The sequence below is a fragment of the Telluria sp. LT2P34 genome (genome assembly GCF_059685915.1).
Genome location: NZ_JCASIN010000001.1, coordinates 215,611 through 235,457 on the forward strand (window position 1 = coordinate 215,611; position 19,847 = coordinate 235,457).

The window sequence follows — 19,847 nt, forward strand, 5'->3', positions numbered from 1 at the left end:
CACCATGACCGACAAAGTAATCAAGACCGACGCCGAATGGCGCGCCCAGCTCGACGCGATGGAATACCAGGTCACGCGCCATGCCGCCACCGAGCGCGCCTTCACCGGCAAGTTCTGGGACCACCACGACCACGGCATCTATCATTGCGTCTGCTGCAATACGCCACTCTTCGAGTCCGACGCGAAATTCGAGAGCGGCTGCGGCTGGCCCAGCTACTTCAAGGCGCTCGACCCGAAGAACGTCATCGAGAAGGTCGACCGCGCCCATGGTATGGTGCGTACCGAAATCATTTGCGCCGTCTGCGACGCCCACCTCGGCCACGTATTCCCGGACGGCCCGCCGCCGACCGGCCTGCGCTACTGCATTAACTCCGCCTCCCTGCGGTTTGATGCGCTCCCAGGATAAGCCCCATGGCTGCGTTGCATTCGTCTCGCCGTACTAGCGTACTGTTCTCGCCCTTGGGCTTCGACGATGCGCCTTGCCCTGGGGCCTATCCTGGGCGCTTGATTTAGGAAACATTTTTTTGGAGCATCATGAAATTCCTGTTCGACTTTTTCCCGCTGATCCTGTTCTTCGTCGTCTATAAACTCGGAACCGGCAACGAAGCGGCAGCCAGCGCCATGGCCGACCAGTATCTCGGCGCTTTCGTCTCGGGCGGCAAGATCATCGCCTCGCAGGCGCCGATCATGCTGGCTACGGTCGTGGCGATCCTGGCGACCTTCCTCCAGGTCGGCTACCTGATGGTGCGCCGGCGTAAGGTCGACACGATGCTGTGGGTCTCCTTCTTTGTCATCGTCGTGTTCGGCGGCGCGACGATCTATTTCCACGACGAGACCTTCATCAAGTGGAAGCCGACCATGCTGTACTGGCTGTTCGCCGCCGCCCTTTTTGTGAGCCAGGTGTTCTTCGGCAAGAACATGATGCGGTCGGTGATGAAAGAAGCACTGCCGCTGCCTGAAGCGATCTGGCCGCGCGTTGGTTATACCTGGATGGTGTTCATGTTCCTGATCGGCGCCCTGAACCTGTTCATGGCCTTCGTCGTGTTTCGCGACAACACGCCGGCCTGGGTCAACTTCAAGGTCTTCGGCATGACCGCGATCTTCTTTATCTTCAGCATGGGACAAGCGATGATGCTGATGAAACACGTCCCGCAGGAGGAAGCATGACCACGATGGCGAACACGATGGAAGAAAAAGGCACGCGCCTGGAGCGTATCCGTACGGCGCTGCAGGCGGCCCTGGCGCCCACCCTGCTCGAGCTCAGCGACGACTCGGCGCTGCACGCCGGACATGCCGGCGCAGCCTCGGGCGGCGGCCATTACAGCGTCAAAATCGTGTCGGATCGCTTCACGGGACTAAGACTCGTCATGCGTCATCGACTGGTGTATGATGCCGTGCACGATATGATGCGGGCCGAGATCCATGCCCTTGCGATCACGGCTTTGGCGCCTTCCGAACTCGACTGAGGCCGGTTCAGGATGGCTTAAGAAATCTATCGCACAATTTGTTGAACTGCTTCGCAAAAGAACGAATCTAATCACGTCCTAGCAACTCCCTCCACAGGAAATTCAATAATGACTTTTAAGCCAGCTCGGCTGCTGTTAGCCCTGATCGCCGCATTCGCTACCTTTGCAGTGCCCGCATTCGCCCAGAATCTCGCCGTCGTCAACGGCAAGGCAATCCCGACATCGCGCGTCGATGCGGTCGTGAAGCAGGTTGTCGCCGCCGGCCAGGGCCAGGACAGCGCGCAACTGCGTGAGCAGGTCAAGAAGAGCCTGATCGAACGTGAAGTACTGATGCAGGAAGCGATCCGCCAGGGCTACGACAAGAAGCCGGAGGTGCGCCAGGCGCTCGACAGCGCGCGCCAGGCCATCGTCGTCAACCAGCTCGCCCGCGACTACATCGCCAAGAACCCGGTGACCGATGCCGAGGTCAAGGCAGAGTACGACCGTTTCGCCAAGACCCAGTCCGGCGAGAAGGAATACCACCTCCGCCATATTCTGCTGGAAAATGAAGCCGACGCGAAAGCGGTCATCACCAAGCTCAAGGGCGGCGCAAAGTTCGAAGAACTGGCCAAGCAGAGCAAGGACACCGGCACCGCCAACAGCGGCGGCGATCTGGACTGGGCCAGCCCGTCGGCCTTCCCACCTGAATTCGCGGCCGGCTTCACCAAGCTGCAAAAAGGCGGCGTGACCGACACCCCGGTCAAGACCCAGGCCGGTTTCCACGTCATCAAGGTCGACGACACGCGCGCCGTCAAGGTGCCGCCGATGGCCGAGATCAAGACCCAGATCGCCGAAAGCCTGACCCAGAGTAAGCTCGCCGCTTACCAAGAGGAAATGGTCAAGAAGGCGAAGGTACAGTAAGATGTTCTGCTTCCGGCGTCGGGATCGATTCGCGATCCACGCCGGGTTCCGTCGCCAGCGGGCGATATGTCGAGTTTTTATAGGATCTGAACAATGATTTTGAAGCCAACCCGCCTGTTGATCGCCATGGCCGCTATGGTCGCACTGCCTGCGCTCGCCCAGAACGTCGCGACCGTGAACGGCAAGGCCATCCCGGCGTCGCGTGTCGACCAGATGGTCAAGCAAGTCGTAGCCCAGGGCCGTGCGCCCGACTCGCCGCAACTGCGCGAAATGATCAAGAAAGAACTCGTCGGCCGCGAAGTCCTGATCCAGGAAGCCGACAAGCAGGGCGTGGGCAACCGCGCCGACGTCAAGGCCGCGATCGACAACGCACGCCAGAGCATCATCATCAATGCCATGCTGGCCGACTATGTCAAGAAGAACCCGGTGAAGGATGCCGAAGTCAAGGCCGAGTACGACAAAGCCAAGGCCGGTGCACCGGACAAGGAATACAAGGCGCGCCACATCCTGGTCGAGAAAGAGGAAGACGCGAAAGCGATCATCACCAAGCTCAAGGGCGGCGCCAAGTTCGACGAGCTGGCCAAGCAGAGCAAGGACCCGGGTTCGGCTGCCCAGGGCGGCGACCTCGGCTGGACCGATCCGAGCCGTTTCGTGCCCGAGTTCTCGAAAGCGATGACCTCGCTGCAAAAAGGCGCGATCACCGATACGCCGGTGAAGACCCAGTTCGGCTTCCACGTAATCAAGCTGGAAGACACCCGTCCAGTGCAGATTCCGCCGCTCGAGCAGGTCAAGCAGCAGGTGTCGGAACAGATCCAGCAAAAGAAACTGGCGGAATACCGCGAGTCGCTGATGAAGAAGGCCAAGGTCCAGTAATTTCGGACCGGTGGCTGATAGAAAGGCGCTTCCTCGGAAGCGCCTTTTTTATTGCCGGCGTAACCCTTCCCTCAGGGGCAATGCTTGGGCGAACCAGGATAACGGCCGTTGTTATACGCATCGAGCGTCGCCGCCCAGGTTTTCTGCAAGGCGCACTGCCCCGGCCCGCAAGTGGCCGGCGTGGTGCCGCTATTGAACCAGGCGGTGGCGGCAGTGATCACCGACACCAGGCCGGCCGGCGCCGATGCGCCCGCGGCCCGGTTGAGCACCGCGGCGATGTACTGGTGCGCCAGGATGATGTAGGCGCTGCCGCGTGGCGGCGTGTCGAGAATCTGCTGCCACTTCAGGCCGGACGAAAAGAAGGTTTTGGTCCTGCTGTAGGGGTAAGGCCAGACCACGCCCGGCTTGCTCTTCCAGTAGCCCTGGGTGCGCACGCAGCCCTTCGGCTGGCAACCGGTCACGGTGTCGGCGGTCATGGTTCCGCTTTGCGCAAGCAGGGTGCGCTCGCCGGTCCCGGGTTGGCCATTGAGCTGTACCTGGCTTTGGGTCCGCACCTCCCCCAGCGTCAGCGGTGCGCCCTCGAACACATAGGGCAGGACGACCGTGTCCCCGGCGCGCACGCTTGAAGCCGCCGGCGCGGACGCCCCTCCCGCGGCATCGCGAAAGCCGGCGCGCGAGGTCTGGTTCTGGACGCGGCTGTCGGTGGCGACGCTGCCGCCCTCGGCATCGAGGACGGCGACCACGCCCGAATAGCGCCATCGTTCGGTGCCCTCGATGGCGCAGACGTCCAGCGTCGAGCTGGCCGTCGCGGAGGCGGCTGAGCGCCCGTCTTGCGCCGTCGCGTTCGATGCGGACAGGCCCAGCACGAGTCCGATGGCAGGCAGGACCCGGGCGCAGGGGCGGGCAAGGAAGGAGCTGAGGATCATGGCAATCTCCTGAGGGTGTGTGATCCGGTATGACCCTCGCGCCACCACCATGTCAGCGGGTTCCCAACAAGGATTGCGCCAGCTCACAACATCCGGCGATTGAATTTTCCACCGGCACTGGCGCGAAAAAAAAGCGTTTCCGAAGAAACGCTTTTTGAACCCGGTTCAGACCGCTCAGCCGACCCACTTGCGCGCGTTGCGGAACATGCGCATCCAGGGCGCGTCCTCGCCCCAGGCCGGCGGCGCCCACGAATGCACCACGGTGCGGAAGACCCGCTCGGCGTGCGGCATCATGGCGGTGAAGCGGCCGTCCGGCGTGGTGACGGCCGTCAGGCCGCCGGGCGAGCCGTTGGGGTTGAACGGGTATTGTTCGGTGGCGGCGCCGCGGTTGTCGACGTAGCGCAGCGACTGCACCGCCGCGTCCAGGCTGCCGGTCAGCGAGAAGTCGGCAAAACCCTCGCCGTGGGCGATCGCGATCGGCGCCTGGGTGCCGGCCATGCCCTCGAAAAAGATCGATGGCGAAGCCAGCACTTCGACCATGCCGAAGCGCGCCTCGAACTGCTCCGACTTGTTGCGCGTGAACTTCGGCCAGGCTTGCGCGCCAGGAATCATCGACTTCAGGTTGGAGAGCATCTGGCAGCCGTTGCACACGCCCAGGCCGAAGGTATCCTGACGCGCGAAGAAGCTTGCAAACTGGTCGGACAGTGCGCTGTTGAACAGGATGGTCTTGGCCCAGCCCTCGCCGGCGCCCAGGACGTCGCCATACGAGAAGCCGCCGACCGCGATCACGCCGTGGAAATCGGCCAGGCTGGCGCGTCCGGCAATCAGGTCGCTCATGTGCACATCGATGGCGGCGAAACCGGCCTGGTGCATCGCCCATGCCGTTTCGATATGCGAGTTGACGCCCTGCTCGCGCAGGATGGCCACGCGCGGCCGCACGCCGGTGGCGATGAAGGGCGCGGCCACGTCCAGGCTCGGGTCGAAGGTGAGCGTCGGCGACATGCCGGGATCCGCCACGTCGAGCAGGCGCTCGTATTCCTGGTCGGCGCAATCCGGGTTGTCGCGCAGACGCGCGATGCGCCAGCTGGTTTCCGACCAGAGCCGGTGCAGGTCGCTGCGGCGCGCGTTGTAGATCACCTTCGCGTCGCGCGTGAATTCGATCGCGCCGCGCTCATTGAGCTTGCCGATGATGTGGCTGCAGGCGCCCAGGTTCAGTTCGCGCAGTACCGACATGACGGCGCTTTTCTCGTCCGCCCGCACTTGCAGCACGGCGCCGAGTTCTTCCGAGAACAGCGCACGCAGCGTCATTTCGTTGCGGCGCTCGCCGACCTGGCTGGCCCAGTTCTTGGCGTCGCCCCAGTCCGAGGAATGCTCGCCTTCCATGGTCAGGATGTCGAGGTTCACCGACACCCCGGCGCGGCCGGCGAAGGCCATCTCGCACAGCGTCGCGAACAGGCCGCCGTCGGAGCGGTCGTGGTAGGCCAGCAGCTTGCCCTCGACATTCAGGCGCTGGATCGCCGCAAAGAAGGCTTTCAGGTCCTCGGCGGAGTCGACGTCCGGCGCCACGTCGCCCAGTTGCTGGGTGACCTGGGCCAGCGCGGAGGCACCGAGACGGTTCTTGCCGCGTCCGAGGTCGACCAGGATCAGGGCGGTCTCGCCCAGGTCCGTGCGCAGCTGGGGCGTCAGCACGCGGCGCGCATCCGTCACCGGTGCGAAGCTGGAAACGATCAGCGACACCGGCGAGATCACCGACTTGTCGCGGCCCTCGTCGTTCCAGGTGGTACGCATCGACAGCGAATCCTTGCCAACGGGGATACTGATGCCGAGCGCCGGGCACAATTCCATGCCGACCGCGCGCACCGTGTCGAACAAGGCTGCGTCCTGGCCCGGCTGGCCGCAGGCCGCCATCCAGTTGGCCGACAATTTGATGTCTTCGATGCTGGCAATCGGGGCGGCGGCAATGTTGGTGATCGCTTCGCCGACGGCCATGCGGCCCGAAGCGGCGGCGTTGATCACGGCCAGCGGCGTGCGCTCGCCCATCGCCATCGCTTCGCCCAGGTAGCCCTCTAAACTCATGGCGGTGACGGCGCAGTCGGCGACCGGCACCTGCCAGGGGCCGACCATCTGGTCGCGCACCGTCATGGCGCCGACCGAGCGGTCGCCGATGGTGATCAGGAAGGATTTGTCGGCCACGGTGGGCAGCAGCAGCACGCGGCGCGCAGCTTCTTCCAACGCGATGCCGGTCAGGTCGATGGCGGGCAGCGTGCGCGCCACGTGTTCGACGTCGCGCGTCATTTTGGGAGGCTTGCCGAGCAGGACGTCCATCGGCATGTCGACAGGATTGTTTCCCAGCTCGGGATCGACCACGCGCAACTGCCGCTCTTCGGTGGCGACGCCGATCACGGCAAACGGGCTGCGCTCGCGCTCGCACAGCGCGGCGAACAAAGGCAGGCTCTCGGGCGCGATCGCCAACACATAGCGTTCCTGCGACTCGTTCGACCAGATTTCTTTCGGCGCCATGCCGCTTTCTTCCAGCTGGATCTTGCGCAGATCGAAGATCGCGCCGCGTTTGGCGTCGTTGACGATTTCCGGGAAAGCGTTCGACAGGCCGCCGGCGCCGACGTCGTGGATCGAAATGATCGGATTGTTCGCGCCCATCTGCCAGCAGCCGTTGATGACTTCCTGGGCGCGCCGCTCCATTTCCGGGTTACCGCGCTGGACCGAATCGAAATCGAGATCCGCCGTATTCGTGCCGGTCGCCATCGACGAGGCCGCCGAGCCGCCCATGCCGATGCGCATGCCCGGGCCGCCGAGCTGGATCAGCAGGCTGCCGGGCGGGATATCGTTCTTGTGCGTGTGCTGGTCGGCAATGTTGCCGATGCCGCCCGCGATCATGATCGGCTTGTGGTAACCGAAGACGCCGCCGGCCGCCTGGGCGTTCACTTCAAAGGTGCGGAAATAGCCGCCCAGCACAGGCCGGCCGAATTCGTTGCTGAAGGCGGCGCCGCCGAGGGGGCCGTCGATCATGATCTGCAGCGGCGAGGCGATGCGTTCCGGCTTGCCGTAGATTTCGGCGCCGTCCCGGCTGCCCGGCGCGGTGACGTCGGCCGCGTTTTCCCAGGGCCGCTGGGCGTCCGGCAGCAGCAGATTCGACACGGTGAATCCGGTCAGGCCCGCTTTTGGCTTGGCGCCGCGGCCGGTCGCGCCTTCGTCGCGGATTTCGCCGCCGGCGCCGGTCGAGGCGCCCGGGAAGGGCGAGATCGCGGTCGGGTGGTTATGGGTTTCCACCTTCATCAGGGTATGGGTCAGGTCCTGGGCCGGGGCGTATTCCTGGCCGGCGCCACGCGGGAAGAAGCGGGCGACGGTGCGCCCTTCCATGATCGACGAGTTGTCGCTGTAGGCCACGATCGTGCCCTTCGGCTGCAATTGGTGCGTGTTCTTGATCATCTGGAACAGCGACATGTCCTGCTTGACGCCGTCGATGATCCAGTCGGCGTTGAAGATCTTGTGGCGGCAGTGTTCGCTGTTGGCCTGGGCGAACATCATCAGTTCGACGTCGGTCGGATTGCGGCGGGCGCTGCTGAAGGCCTCGAACAGGTAGTCGATCTCGTCCGCCGACATCGCCAGGCCGAGTTCGGTATTCGCGCGGACCAGGGCATCGCGCCCCGCTTCCAGCACGTCGATCGATTCCAGCGCCTTGCCCGCCAGCTCGCGGAACAGCTGCGACGCATCGTTCGCGCTGCGCAGGACGGTGTCGGTCATGCGGTCGTGCAGCAGCGCGATGACGGCGGCGCTTTCCTCGTTCGACAGCTTTTTCGGCGCGCCGATGCTGCTGCCGAGGATGCCGCTCTTCAGCACCACCGTATAGGCCACGCCGCGCTCGATGCGGTGCACCTGCGCCATGCCGCAGTTGTGCGCGATATCGGTCGCTTTCGAGGCCCAGGGCGAAATCGTGCCCAGCCTCGGGATCACGAAGAACTCTTCGGTGACGCCTTCGTAGAGTACTTCGGGCACCGGCTCGCCGTAGGTCAGCATGGCGCTCAAGCGCTCGGTGTCCTGTGTCGACAGGGGCGCGCTGGCATCGATGAAATGAACGAAGCGCGCCTGCACCTGGGCGATCGCCGGTGCGGCGGCTTGCAGTTGGGCGAGGAGGCGTTGGCTACGGAATACGGACAGGGCATTGGAACCCGGCAGAATCAACATGGCTGGAAGTCGGTTGATGCAGCATGGCTGCGGGTGGAAGATAGCCCGCAATTATACAGCGTGGCCCGGATTGCCCCTGCACCGGGCCTGAAGGCAGTTGCCCGATGCGGCGCTTGGCGGTATTGTTGCGCCTGAGACAGCCGGCGTACAGACGCACAAGAAACGCACAGAAAAAACGCGGCGCACAGACGAAAGAAAGAATGCAAGATAACAGCAACCTGTCGGTCCTGATCATCGACCCCAATCCAGGCATGCGCAGCAACCTGCAAAACATGCTGAACCTGGCCGGCATCAACAAGGTCGAGTACGCCGTGAACGCGGGCACTGCGATTCGCCAGCTGGCGCGCCGCAGCTATGACATCGTGCTGTGCGAATACGACCTGGGTGGCGGTGCGGGCACGGCAGCCGGCAGCGGCGCCGCCGGCGCCGGCCAGGACGGCCAGCAACTGCTGGAAGACCTGCGCCACCACCGCCTGCTGAGCCCCTGGGCGATCTTCATCATGCTGACTTCGGAAGCGGTCTACGGCAAGGTGATCGGCGCGGCCGAACTGGCCCCCAGCGATTACGTGCTCAAACCGTTCACGGCCGAGACCCTGAGCGCGCGCATCGCGCGCGCGATCGAGCGCCGGGCGGCCTTTCTGCCGGCTTACCAGATGGTCGCCCAGGGCAAAGTGCCTGACGCGATCCGTTCGGCCGCCGCCCTGGAAATCGCGCAGCCGCGCTACGCCCTCGATTTCGCGCGCCTGCGCGCCGAGCTGCACGCCAGCCTGGGCGAACATGGCGAAGCCGAGCAGATTTACCGCAAGGTGCTGGCCTACCGGCCGCTGGGCTGGGCCGGGCTCGGCCTGGCGCGCGCCGAGTTCGCGCAGGGGAAGGTCGACGCTGCGCGCCAGACGCTGACGGCGCTGGTCAACGCCAATCCGCAGCTGATGGCCGCCTACGACCTGCTGGCGCGCTGCCACGAGGCGGCCGGCGAGCATGCGCAGGCGCAGAAGGTACTCGAGGACGCCGTCGCCATCTCGCCGCACCTAGTGCGGCGCCTGCGCAAGCTGGGCGAAGTCGCGCTCGAAGCCGGCGACGCCCAGACGGCGGAAAAATCGTTCAAGCAGGTCGTCAGCAAGGCCCGCTACTCGGAATTTCGCGATCCGGAAGACCATGTGCGCCTGGTCAAGGCAATGGTGCAGCGGGGCGACATGCTGGGCGCGGCCGGCGTCGTGCGCGACCTCGAGCGCTCGATGCGCGCCAGTGCCGAGCTCGACGCCTGCATCGGCGTCGCCAACGCGGCCCTGCACGACGCCGCTGGCAACCGCGACGCCGCCATGCTCGGGCTGCAGAACGCGGTGGCGGCGGTGCGCGGCGGCGGCAACCTGTCTACCGGCATGAAGGTCGGCCTGGTGCGCGCCTGCCTCGAACACCGCCTCGACGCGCCGGCCCAGGAAGTGATGCTGACGGTGGTGAACGACGCCGGCAGCGGCGTCGATTCCCAGGATGCGGTCTCGATCTTCACGAATGCCGGCCGGCGCGACCTGGCCGAGGGCATGAGCCAGCAACTGGCCGCGCAGGCCCAGATCCTGCTCGGCATCGCCGACGAGAAGCGCAACATGGGCGACGTGCGCGGCGCGGTACAAACCCTGCTCGAAGCCCTGCACATGGCGCCGCAGAATTTGCAGGTGATGATCGCGGCCGCCGGCGGCGTACTGCGCCAGATCGGCGAGCTGGGCTGGGACCACCCGCTGGGCGAGCTGTGCCTGGCGCAGCTGGAGAAAATCCGCGCCATCGACGCCCAGCACCCGCGCCTGGGGCCCCTCACCGAGGAGTATGCGGCGATGCGCAGGAAATACGGTATTTCGACGTAAAAGGCTTACGCCGCCCCGTACCCTCCCCCGCCCGGCGTCTCGATCACGAACACGTCGCCCGCAGCCATCTCGACCTTGCCGATGTGGCCGACGGCATCGATGCTGCCGTCGGCGCGCACCACGCTGTTGACGCCGCGCGCACCGGGTGCGCCGCCGGCCATGCCGAAGGGCGCATGGATGCGGTTGTTGGACAGGATGGCCGCCGTCATCGGTTCCAGGAAGCGCAGCTTGCGCACCCCGCCCTTGCCGCCATGCCAGCGCCCCGCCCCGCCCGAGCCGGGGAGGATCGCGTAACTCTCGAGCCGCACCGGAAAGCGAAATTCCAGGATCTCCGGGTCGGTCAGGCGCGAATTGGTCATGTTGGTCTGCACCACATCGGTGCCGTCGAAGCCATCGCCGGCGCCGCTGCCGCCGGAGATGGTTTCGTAGTACTGGTACCTGGCGTTCCCGAAGGTGAAGTTGTTCATCGTCCCCTGCGAGGCCGCCATCACGCCGAGGGCGCCGTAGAGGGCATTGGTGATGCAGGTCGAGGTTTCGACATTCCCCGACACCACCGAGGCCGGGTAATGCGGGTTCAGCATCGAGCCGGGCGGGATAATCACCTCCAGCGGCTTCAGGCAGCCGCCATTGAGCGGGATCTCGTCGTCGACCAGGGTGCGGAACACGTACAGCACCGCCGCCATGCAGACGCTGGACGGCGCATTGAAGTTGTTCTGCAGCTGGGGCGAGGTGCCGGTGAAATCGATTTGGGCACGGCGCGCGGCGCGGTCGACCCGCACCGCCACCACGATCTTCGCGCCGTTGTCGAGGTCGACCGTAAAGGCGCCGTCGTTCAGCGCCCCGATAACGCGCCGCACCGCCTCCTCGGCATTGTCCTGCACGTGGCCCATGTAGGCGCGCACGACCTCAAGGCCGAAATGCGCGACCATGCGCCGCAGCTCCTCGACGCCCTTCTGGTTGGCCGCGACCTGGGCGCGCAGGTCGGCCAGGTTCTGGTCCGGGTTGCGCGCCGGGTAGCGCGCGCCCGTCAGCAGCGCCCGTGTTTCAGGCTCGCGCAGCACGCCATCCTGGCCGTCGACCAGCTTGAAGTTGTCGATCAGGACGCCCTCGTGCTCGATGTGGGTGGAGTCCGGCGGCATCGAGCCGGGTGTGGTGCCGCCGATGTCGGCATGGTGGCCGCGCGAGCCAACGTAGAAAAGAATCTCCCCTCCCGCCTCGTCGAACACAGGGGAGATCACCGTCACGTCCGGCAGGTGGGTGCCGCCGTTGTACGGGTCGTTGAGCATGTAGACGTCGCCGGCGCGCATGCGCCCGGCGTTCTCGCGCATCACCGTCTTGATGCTCTCGCCCATCGAGCCCAAATGCACCGGCATGTGCGGCGCATTGGCCACCAGGTTGCCACCGGCGTCGAAAATCGCGCAGCTGAAGTCGAGCCGCTCCTTGATGTTCACCGAGTGGGCCGTGTTCTGCAGGCGCAGTCCCATCTGCTCGGCGATCGACATGAACAGGTTATTGAAAATCTCGAGCATCACCGGGTCGGCCGTGGTGCCGATCGCGCGCCGCTCGGGCAGCGCCTCGACCCTTCGCAAGACCAGGTGGCCGTAAGGCGTGACCTCGGCCTCCCAGCCTGCCTCGACGACGGTGGTGGCGTTGTCCTCGGCGACGATGGCCGGGCCGCGGATGGTGTCGCCCGGATTGAAGGCGGCCCGGTGATAGATGTCCGTCTGATGCCACCGGCCGCCGGCGAACATGGGCGCCGTCGCAGTAGCAGCAGCGGCAGAGGCAGCGTTGGCGCCGGCGCGCTCGCGAACCGCGGCGAGCGCCTCCGGCGGCGCTTCCGACCGGCCCAGCGCCTCGACCGACACCGCTTCGACAATCAATGCACGCGCCGGCATCAGGAAGGAGAAGCGGCGTTTGTAGGCAGTCTCGAAGGCCGCCTGCATGCCGGCGGCGTCCGCAAACGGCACCACCAGCGCCGAATCGGTGCCCTCGTAGCGCAGGTGGACGCGCTGGATCACGTCGATGCGCTCCATGCCGACGCCCTGGGCCAGCAGTTGCGCGCGCGCCGCCTCGGCCAGGGCCGCCAGGCGCGCGGCCAGCGCCGCGCCCGCCACCAGGTCGAGCTTTTCCTCGACCGCCTGTTCGCGCATCGCGCTCTGGTCGGCCAGGCCCATGCCATACGCAGACAAGACCCCGGCCAGGCTGTGGATGAACACCGTTTTCATGCCGAGCGCATCGGCCACCAGGCAGGCGTGCTGGCCGCCGGCGCCGCCGAAACTGGTCAGCGCATACTCGGTCACGTCGTGCCCACGCTGTACCGAGATCTGCTTGATGGCGTTGGCCATGTTGCCGACCGCGATCTGGATGAAGCCCTCGGCCACCTGTTCCGGCGTGCGCGCTTCCCCGGTGGCGGCCGCGATCTCGCGCGCCAGCGCGTCGAAGCGCTCGCGCACGACGGCGGCGTCGAGCGGCTGGTCGCCGCCGGGGCCGAACAGGTGCGGGAAATGGGCTGGCTGGATCTTGCCGAGCATGACGTTGCAGTCGGTGACGGTGAGCGGCCCGCCGCGCCGGTAGCAGGCCGGGCCCGGATTGGCGCCGGCGCTGTCGGGCCCGACGCGGTAGCGGCTGCCATCGAAATGCAGGATCGAACCGCCGCCGGCGGCCACCGTGTGGATGCTCATCATCGGCGCGCGCATGCGTACGCCGGCGACCTGGGTCTCGAACACCCGTTCAAACTCGCCGGCAAAATGCGAGACGTCGGTCGAGGTGCCGCCCATGTCGAAGCCGATGATGCGCTCGAAGCCGGCCAGGCGGCTGGCGCGCACCATGCCGACGATGCCGCCGGCGGGCCCGGACAGGATGCTGTCCTTGCCCTGGAAGGCCCTGGCGTCGGTCAGGCCGCCGTTCGACTGCATGAACTGCAGGTTCACGCCCGGCAGCTCGCAGGCCACCTGCTCGACATAGCGGCGCAGGATCGGCGACAGGTAGGCGTCGACCACGGTGGTGTCGCCCCTGGCGACCAGCTTCATCATCGGGCTGACTTCGTGCGAAGTCGAAATCTGGGTGAAGCCGATGGCGCGGGCGATACCGGCCAGCGCCGCTTCATGCTGCGTGTAGCGGTAGCCGTGCATCAGGACGATCGCGAGCGCACGCGCACCGCCGTCGAAAGCGGCTTGCAGGCCGGCGCGCGCCGCGGCTTGGTCGAGCGGGCGGACGACCTCGCCATGGGCGCCGATGCGCTCGTCGATCTCGACCACTTCGCCGTACAGCAGTTCCGGCAGCACGATGTGGCGCTCGAACAGGCGCGGGCGGTTCTGGTAGGCGATGCGCAGCGCGTCGCGGAAGCCGCGCGTGATGGCCAGCGCGGTGCGCTCGCCCTTGCGCTCCAGGAGGGCGTTGGTCGCCACCGTGGTGCCCATCTTGACCGCGCCAATGGCCTGTACCGGCAGCGCCTCGCCCGGCGCGACGCCGAGCAGGCGGCGGATGCCGGCGACGGCGGCGTCCGGGTACTGCTCGGGATGTTCGGACAGCAGCTTGTGCGTGACCAGTTGCCCGCCTGGCGTGCGCGCCACGATGTCGGTGAACGTGCCGCCGCGATCGATCCAGAACTGCCAGTCCATGTGTGTATCCTCATGCTGTGTGGGGGTTGGCGCCTATTGTATTCGCGCTCGTCCCGAAAATTGGCGAAAATGCACTCATCTTGAATTGAAATGGAGTCGGAATGGACAATGGTCTCTACAGCGTGGCGCAAATCCGTGCGATCGAAGCTGCTACGACGGCGGCGGCGAGCGCGGACGGCCGCGAGCCCGGAGGCCTGATGCGCGCCGCCGGCCACGCGGCCTCGAACCTGGCGCTGGAATTGATCGGCAGCGCGCGCGCACAGCCGGTGCTGGTGCTGGCCGGGCCGGGCAACAATGGCGGCGACGCCCTGGTGCTGGCCGCCGACCTGGCCGAGGCCGGTGTCGATGTGGTGGTGCTGCACCTGGCCGGCAACGGCCCGGGCTCTCCGGAAGCGTCCCAGGCCCTGGCCCGCGCACGCGCCAGCGCGGCCAACTTCGCCGACGTAGCGCCGGACGTGCGCGAATGGGCCATGGTGGTGGACGGGCTGTTCGGCATCGGCCTGGCGCGCCCGCTCGAGGGACGCTACCGCGAACTCGTGGCCGCCATCGACAAGCTGCGCTGCCCGGTGCTCGCGCTCGACGTGCCGAGCGGTCTCGATGCCGATACAGGCGACGTGGTCGGTCCGGGCGGGGTCGCGGTACGCGCCACCCACACCATCACCTTCATCGGCGACAAGCCCGGCCTGCACACAGCCGAAGGGCGCGACCACGCCGGCATCGTGCACGTCGCCGGCCTCGGGCTGGATGCCGCGGCCCTGGAGCCGCCGCGCGCGCGCCTGTCCAGCCCTGCCCTGTTCGCGCCGCTGCTGCGGCCGCGCCGGCAGAATTCGCACAAGGGCCAGTTCGGCGACGTCGCCGTCATCGGCGGCGCGCACGGGATGGTGGGCGCCGCGGTGCTGGCGGCGCGCGCCGCGCTGCATGCGGGCGCCGGGCGGGTGTTCGCGGTCACGGTCGGCGAGTCGCAGGGCGCCCTGCACTTCGACCCGCTGCAGCCCGAGCTGATGTTCAGGGTCTCGAGCGACTTCGAGATCGGCGAGCGCGTGCTCGTGCTCGGGCCCGGCATGGGCGACTCGAACGAAGCGATGCGCGTGCTGGGCCAGGGCATCGACGCGCCGGGCGCGGTCGTCATCGACGCCGATGGCTTGACCTTGCTGGCGGCCAGCAGCGCGCTGCAGGAACGCGTGGCGCGGCGCCAGGCGGGCACCATCGCCACCCCGCATCCGCTGGAAGCGGCGCGCCTGCTGGGCACTTCGGTGGCCGAGGTCCAGGCCGACCGCCTCGGTTCGGCGCGCGAACTGGCGCGGCGCCTGCAGGCGGTGGTGCTGCTGAAGGGTTCGGGAACGATCGTGGCGCAGCCGGACGGCGAGGTGGCGATCAACCCGACCGGCAACCCGGGCCTGGCCAGCGGCGGCAGCGGCGACGTGCTGGCGGGCGTCTGCGGGGCCTTGCTGGCGCAGGGCTGGCCGGCCTGGGAAGCGGCCGTGGGCGCCGCGTGGATGCATGGCGCGGCAGCCGAGCGCCTGGTCGGGGAAGGCGTCGGGCCGGTCGGGATGACGGCGGGGGAATTGCCGAAGGCGGTGCGGGCGGTGCTGAACGGCCTGGTGAATTAGACCAGCTTGCCCGCCGCAATGGTAATGGTGCGCCCGCAGCGCGCCGCCATGGCCGGATCGTGCGTCACCAGCACCAGGGTCGAGCCGCGCTCGCGGTTCAGTTCGAACATCAGCTGGATAATCGATTCGCCGGTCGTCGCATCCAGGCTGCCGGTCGGTTCGTCGGCGAACAGCAGCGGCGGCTCGGTCACGAAGGCGCGCGCCAGGGCGACGCGCTGCTGCTCGCCGCCGGACAGGTATTTCGGGTAATGCTTCAGGCGGCTCCCCAGCCCGACCCGGCCCAGCATGGCTTCGGCCTTGTCGCGCGCCGCGCGGTCACCGCGCAACTCGAGCGGCAGCATGACGTTCTCGACGGCGTCGAGGTGGGCCAGCAACTGGAAGGACTGGAACACGAAGCCCAGCTTGGCCATGCGAAAGGCGGCGCGGCCGTCCTCGTCGAGCGCGAAGATATCGGTGCCGTCGAGCAGCACGCGTCCCCCGCTCGGGGAGTCGAGGCCGGCAAGCAGGCCAAGCAGGGTCGACTTGCCCGAGCCCGAGGCGCCGACGATCGCGAGCGTCTCGGCCGGTTGCACGGTAAAATCGATGCTGTGCAGGATAGTGAGTTCGCCGCTGGCGTCCGCTACCCGCTTCGACAACCCCGCCACTTCGATTGCGGCGGGTCGGCCCGCGTTGTCAGCTCGCGCGGGAACGTCATTTTTCAAAGCCTCGGGATTATCACGCATGCTTGCTTTTCTTAAGAAATTAACTGTCGCCGCAAGCCTGGTGCTTGCGTCGGCGAGCGCCTATTCTGCACCAAAAACGGTACTCGTGTTGGGTGACAGCCTGTCCGCCGAATATGGCCTGGCGCGTGGCGCGGGCTGGGTCGCCCTGGCTGAACAAAAGCTCAAGGCCAGCAAGATCGACGCCCGCATCGTCAACGCCAGCATCAGCGGCGAGACCACGAGCGGCGGCCGCGCGCGTCTGCCGGCCCTGCTGAACCAGTACAAGCCGCAGGTGGTCGTCATCGAACTGGGCGCCAACGACGGCTTGCGCGGCCTGCCGGTGCCTGCCGCCGAAAGCAATCTGCGGCAGATGATCACACTGTCGCAGCAACAGGGCGCGAAGGTCATGCTGGTCGGCATGCGCATGCCGCCAAACTACGGCCGCGCCTATACGGACCGCTTCTTCGGCATGTTCACGACCCTGTCGAAGCAGACCAGGTCGCCGCTGGTGCCGTTCATGCTGGAGGGGATTGCCGACAAGCCGGCCCTGTTCCAGTCCGACCGCCTGCACCCGAATGCCCAGGCCCATCCCATCATCCTGAATAATATCTGGCCGACCTTCTCCACCTTGATCACCTCCCGATGAAATACCCCGCTGTCCTGAGCTTCGCCGAGATCCTCCCCGAGCTGCATCGTTTCGACGCCATCATCGACGTGCGCAGCGAGGGCGAGTTCGCGCTCGACCACCTGCCCGGCGCCATCAATTGCCCGGTGCTGAATGACGAGGAGCGGGTGCGGGTCGGCACGCTGTACAAGCAGGTCAACGCCTTCGAGGCCAAGAAGGTCGGCGCCGCGCTGGTGGCGCACAACATCGCGCGTCATCTGGAAACCCTGTTCGCAGACAAGCCGCGCGACTGGAAGCCGCTGATCTATTGCTGGCGCGGCGGCAACCGCAGCGGCTCCCTGACGCACATCCTGGCGAAAGTCGGCTGGCCCGCGATCCAGCTCGACGGCGGTTATAAAGCCTACCGTGCCCACGTCAGCGCTGCGCTCGACCATCCGCCGCAGCTGCGCTTCCAGGTCATCTGCGGCACCACCGGCAGCGGCAAGAGCCGGCTGCTGGAAACCCTGGATGCCATCGGCGCCCAGGTGCTCGACCTCGAGCGCCTGGCGGCGCACCGCGGTTCGGTACTCGGCCACCTGCCGAACGAGCCCCAGCCCTCGCAAAAAATGTTCGAGAGCCGGATCTGGGACAAGCTGCGCCACTTCGACCCGAGCTTGCCCGTGTTTGTCGAGTCCGAGAGCAAGAAGGTCGGCAACCTGCGGGTACCGGATGCCGTGATGGAGCGCATGCGCGCGGCGCCCTGCGTGGCCTTGACCCTGTCGCGTCCGAACCGGGTGCGCCTCCTGATGGAAGACTACCGCCATTTCGCGGTCGACCCGCAGGCCCTCAACAGCCAGCTGGACCATCTGGTGCAGCTGCATGGACGCGCGAAGATCGACGCCTGGCACGCAATGGCCAACAGCGGCGCGATGCCGGAACTGGTCGACGAGCTGCTGGTCGACCACTACGACCCCGCTTACCTGCGCTCGATCGACCGCAATTTCGTCCAGTACGGCCAGGCCCGGGTGCTGGCGCTGGACGACATCGGCCAGGAGGATTTTGCCGCGGCGGCGCGGGCCTTGCACACTGGTTAAAACGGGCGTCGTCACCGCACCGGCGTAAAAAAACCCGGCTGCGCGAGCAGCCGGGTTTTTTCTTGTGCAAGCCGGGATTTATTCCGTCTTCTGCGCCGTGTTGGCATTGATTTTGACCTTGGCCTTGGCCTTGACCGCTTCCACATAGTTGTAGAGTTCGGCCTGGCCGGCCAGGCTCGAGAGCTGCTGCGCTTCCTGCGAGCGGCGGGCCTGGTCCAGCTGGGCCGGCTGCACCACTTTGCCGATGCGGTAGACGCCGTAACCGACGCCCGGCAGATCGGCGCCCACATAGGCCGGCAGCTTGGTCGCATCCGCTTTCAGCGCGGCCAGCGCGCCGGCCGGCGCAATGGTCGGCTGCTGGGTACGCGAGACCAGCGTCGGCGCGCCGAAGCCGGTGGCGTCGCCCGAGGCCCTGGCAGCGGCCAGCCTGGCTTCGCCGGCCTGGCGCGCCAGGCGCAGCGCTTCCTCTTGCACCACGCGCTGGCGGATCGCGGCGTCGACTTCAGCCAGCGGACGCTTGGTCGCCGGTTTGAATTCAAGCACGCGGCCCGCGATCAGCACGGCGGGCGCCACTTCGACGGCTTCCGTGTTGCGCTTGTTCTTGATCGCGTCGGTCGAGTACAGGGCGGTCAGGAATTTCTCGTTGTTGAAGGGAGCGGCGCCGAGGGCGGGATTGGGCTTGCGGGTCAGGCCATCGACCGTCTGGATTTTCAGGCCCAGCTTGTCGGCAGCCGGCTTCAGGCTGTCGGCCTGCTCGTAGACGATGTCGTTGAACTGCTCGGCCAGTTCCGAATACTTCTTCGACAGCCTGGCTTTCGACAGTTCGGCCGCGATCTCGGCCTTTGCCGCCTCGACCGACTTCTGGGCGCCCGGCGTCACGCCGGTGACCTTGATGATGTGGAAGCCGAATTCCGAAGGAACGATGCCGGAAACCTCGCCGGCCTTCAGGCTGTAGATGGCATCTTCGACCGACTTGACCAGGCTGCCGCGCTCGATGGCGCCGAGGTCGCCGCCCATCTCAGCCGACCCCGGGTCCTGCGACTGGGCCTTGGCAATGGCTGCGAAATCGGCCGGGTTCTTGCGCACTTCGGCCAGCACGGCCTCGGCCTTGGCCTTGGCGGCGGCCGCCTCGGCCGGCTTGGCGCCTGCCGGGCTGTTGATCAGGATATGGCTGGCCGTACGCTGCTCGGCGGTGGCATAACGCTTCTGGTTGGCGTTATAGAACTGCGCCACTTCGGCGTCGCTGACGGCGACCTGGCTTTCGACCGCGGCGCTGTCGAGCACGATGTACTCGGCCTTCACCTGCTCCGGAATCAGGAACAGGTTGGCGTTCTTGTTGTAGAAAGCCTTGACCATCTCGTCGGTGACTTTCACTTGCGGCAGGTAGTTCGCGAGCGGGAACACCAGTTCCTGCACTTCGCGCTGCTGGTCGTTGATGTTCGAGATGCGCTCGGCGACCGAACGCGGCATGAAGGCGGTCGAACCGATCGAACCGGCCAGCTGCTGGATTGCCAGGTCGCGGCGCATGCGCTCCTCGAACATGACCGGGGTCATGCCCTGGGCGGCCAGCGCGGCCTTGAACGCGTCCATGTCGAACTTGCCGTCCGGCCGGCGGAAGCCTTCGAGGCCATTGATGGCCTTGAAGATGCCCTGGTCGCTGACGGTCAGCTTGCTGCGCGCGATTTCGGCGTTGATCGCGCGTTCGGCGACCAGGTTGTCGAGCACTTCGCGTTTCGCTTCAGGCGTCTCGTAGACTTTCTGGTCGAACTGGGGCCCCGTCTGCTGGCGGGCCTGGTCGATCTGGCGGCGCTGCGCCTCGTCCCATTCCTGCTGCGTGATGTTACGGCCGTCGACTTCGGCAACGCCGACGCCGCTGTCGCCGCGGTCCTGGTAGCTGTCGACACCGACCAGCACGAACGACGGCACAATCAACAGGCCCAGGATGCCGTACATGACGCGTTTGTTGTTACGAACAAAATCAAACATGGTCTACC

At 66.4% G+C, this 19,847-nt stretch carries 14 protein-coding genes; 9 read left to right on the top strand and 5 right to left on the bottom strand.

What is annotated here, in order from left to right; genetic code table 11:
• The first annotated feature begins 4 nt into the window (after positions 1 to 4).
• The 5 genes from msrB to AC56KZ_RS01050 all read left to right on the top strand — a co-directional run bounded on the left by msrB (position 5) and on the right by AC56KZ_RS01050 (position 3,239).
• Complete coding sequence (gene msrB, locus AC56KZ_RS01030; RefSeq protein WP_497160277.1) at positions 5 to 406, top strand: peptide-methionine (R)-S-oxide reductase MsrB; 402 nt, start codon at positions 5 to 7, stop codon at positions 404 to 406.
• 128 nt (positions 407 to 534) lie between these two features.
• Entirely contained in the window at positions 535 to 1,167 is a 633-nt protein-coding gene (locus tag AC56KZ_RS01035) for a septation protein A (RefSeq protein ID WP_497160278.1), read from the top strand.
• The gene (locus AC56KZ_RS01040) at positions 1,164 to 1,466 is read left to right on the top strand and encodes a BolA family protein (RefSeq protein WP_497160279.1); all 303 of its coding nucleotides are present in this window, start codon (positions 1,164 to 1,166) and stop codon (positions 1,464 to 1,466) included. The genes AC56KZ_RS01035 and AC56KZ_RS01040 overlap by 4 nt, the downstream gene beginning before the upstream one ends.
• Before the next feature lie 108 nt (positions 1,467 to 1,574).
• A complete protein-coding gene (locus AC56KZ_RS01045) occupies positions 1,575 to 2,366 on the top strand; it encodes a peptidylprolyl isomerase (protein ID WP_497160280.1) in 792 nt (263 codons plus the stop codon).
• A gap of 93 nt (positions 2,367 to 2,459) precedes the next feature.
• Positions 2,460 to 3,239, top strand: a complete 780-nt coding sequence (locus tag AC56KZ_RS01050) for a peptidylprolyl isomerase (protein WP_497160281.1) — start codon at positions 2,460 to 2,462, stop codon at positions 3,237 to 3,239.
• A 71-nt stretch (positions 3,240 to 3,310) separates the two neighbouring features.
• Here AC56KZ_RS01050 and AC56KZ_RS01055 read toward each other — a convergent pair whose 3' ends face one another.
• Complete coding sequence (locus AC56KZ_RS01055) at positions 3,311 to 4,165, bottom strand: hypothetical protein (protein WP_497160282.1); 855 nt, start codon at positions 4,163 to 4,165, stop codon at positions 3,311 to 3,313.
• A gap of 174 nt (positions 4,166 to 4,339) precedes the next feature.
• On the bottom strand, positions 4,340 to 8,368 hold the full coding sequence (gene purL / locus AC56KZ_RS01060; protein ID WP_497160283.1) for a phosphoribosylformylglycinamidine synthase: 4,029 nt from the start codon (positions 8,366 to 8,368) through the stop codon (positions 4,340 to 4,342).
• Between the two features lie 200 nt (positions 8,369 to 8,568).
• Between purL and AC56KZ_RS01065 the strand changes: the two genes are divergently transcribed.
• On the top strand, positions 8,569 to 10,224 hold the full coding sequence (locus AC56KZ_RS01065; RefSeq protein ID WP_497160284.1) for a tetratricopeptide repeat protein: 1,656 nt from the start codon (positions 8,569 to 8,571) through the stop codon (positions 10,222 to 10,224).
• A gap of 5 nt (positions 10,225 to 10,229) precedes the next feature.
• Here the strand turns inward: AC56KZ_RS01065 and AC56KZ_RS01070 are convergent, their stop codons facing one another.
• Complete coding sequence (locus AC56KZ_RS01070; RefSeq protein ID WP_497160285.1) at positions 10,230 to 13,844, bottom strand: hydantoinase B/oxoprolinase family protein; 3,615 nt, start codon at positions 13,842 to 13,844, stop codon at positions 10,230 to 10,232.
• Positions 13,845 to 13,945: 101 nt separating this feature from the next.
• On the opposite strand from AC56KZ_RS01070, the gene AC56KZ_RS01075 reads away from it, so the two are divergent.
• Positions 13,946 to 15,454, top strand: a complete 1,509-nt coding sequence (locus AC56KZ_RS01075) for an NAD(P)H-hydrate dehydratase (RefSeq protein WP_497160286.1) — start codon at positions 13,946 to 13,948, stop codon at positions 15,452 to 15,454.
• Here AC56KZ_RS01075 and AC56KZ_RS01080 read toward each other — a convergent pair.
• Positions 15,451 to 16,176: an ABC transporter ATP-binding protein gene (locus AC56KZ_RS01080; RefSeq protein ID WP_497160287.1), complete on the bottom strand. Its 726-nt coding sequence runs from the start codon at positions 16,174 to 16,176 to the stop codon at positions 15,451 to 15,453. The two genes, AC56KZ_RS01075 and AC56KZ_RS01080, sit on opposite strands and share 4 nt — an antisense overlap.
• On the opposite strand from AC56KZ_RS01080, the gene AC56KZ_RS01085 reads away from it, so the two are divergent.
• Positions 16,175 to 16,801, top strand: coding sequence for an arylesterase (locus AC56KZ_RS01085; protein ID WP_497160288.1), 627 nt, complete (start codon positions 16,175 to 16,177; stop codon positions 16,799 to 16,801). The genes AC56KZ_RS01080 and AC56KZ_RS01085 overlap by 2 nt on opposite strands.
• Positions 16,798 to 17,853 carry a tRNA 2-selenouridine(34) synthase MnmH gene (mnmH, locus tag AC56KZ_RS01090; RefSeq protein WP_497160289.1) on the top strand — a complete coding sequence of 352 codons (1,056 nt, stop codon included), beginning with the start codon at positions 16,798 to 16,800 and terminating at the stop codon, positions 17,851 to 17,853. The genes AC56KZ_RS01085 and mnmH overlap by 4 nt, the downstream gene beginning before the upstream one ends.
• A gap of 78 nt (positions 17,854 to 17,931) precedes the next feature.
• Here mnmH and AC56KZ_RS01095 read toward each other — a convergent pair whose 3' ends face one another.
• A complete protein-coding gene (locus AC56KZ_RS01095) occupies positions 17,932 to 19,839 on the bottom strand; it encodes a SurA N-terminal domain-containing protein (RefSeq protein ID WP_497160290.1) in 1,908 nt (635 codons plus the stop codon).
• Between the last annotated feature and the right edge of the window lie 8 nt (positions 19,840 to 19,847).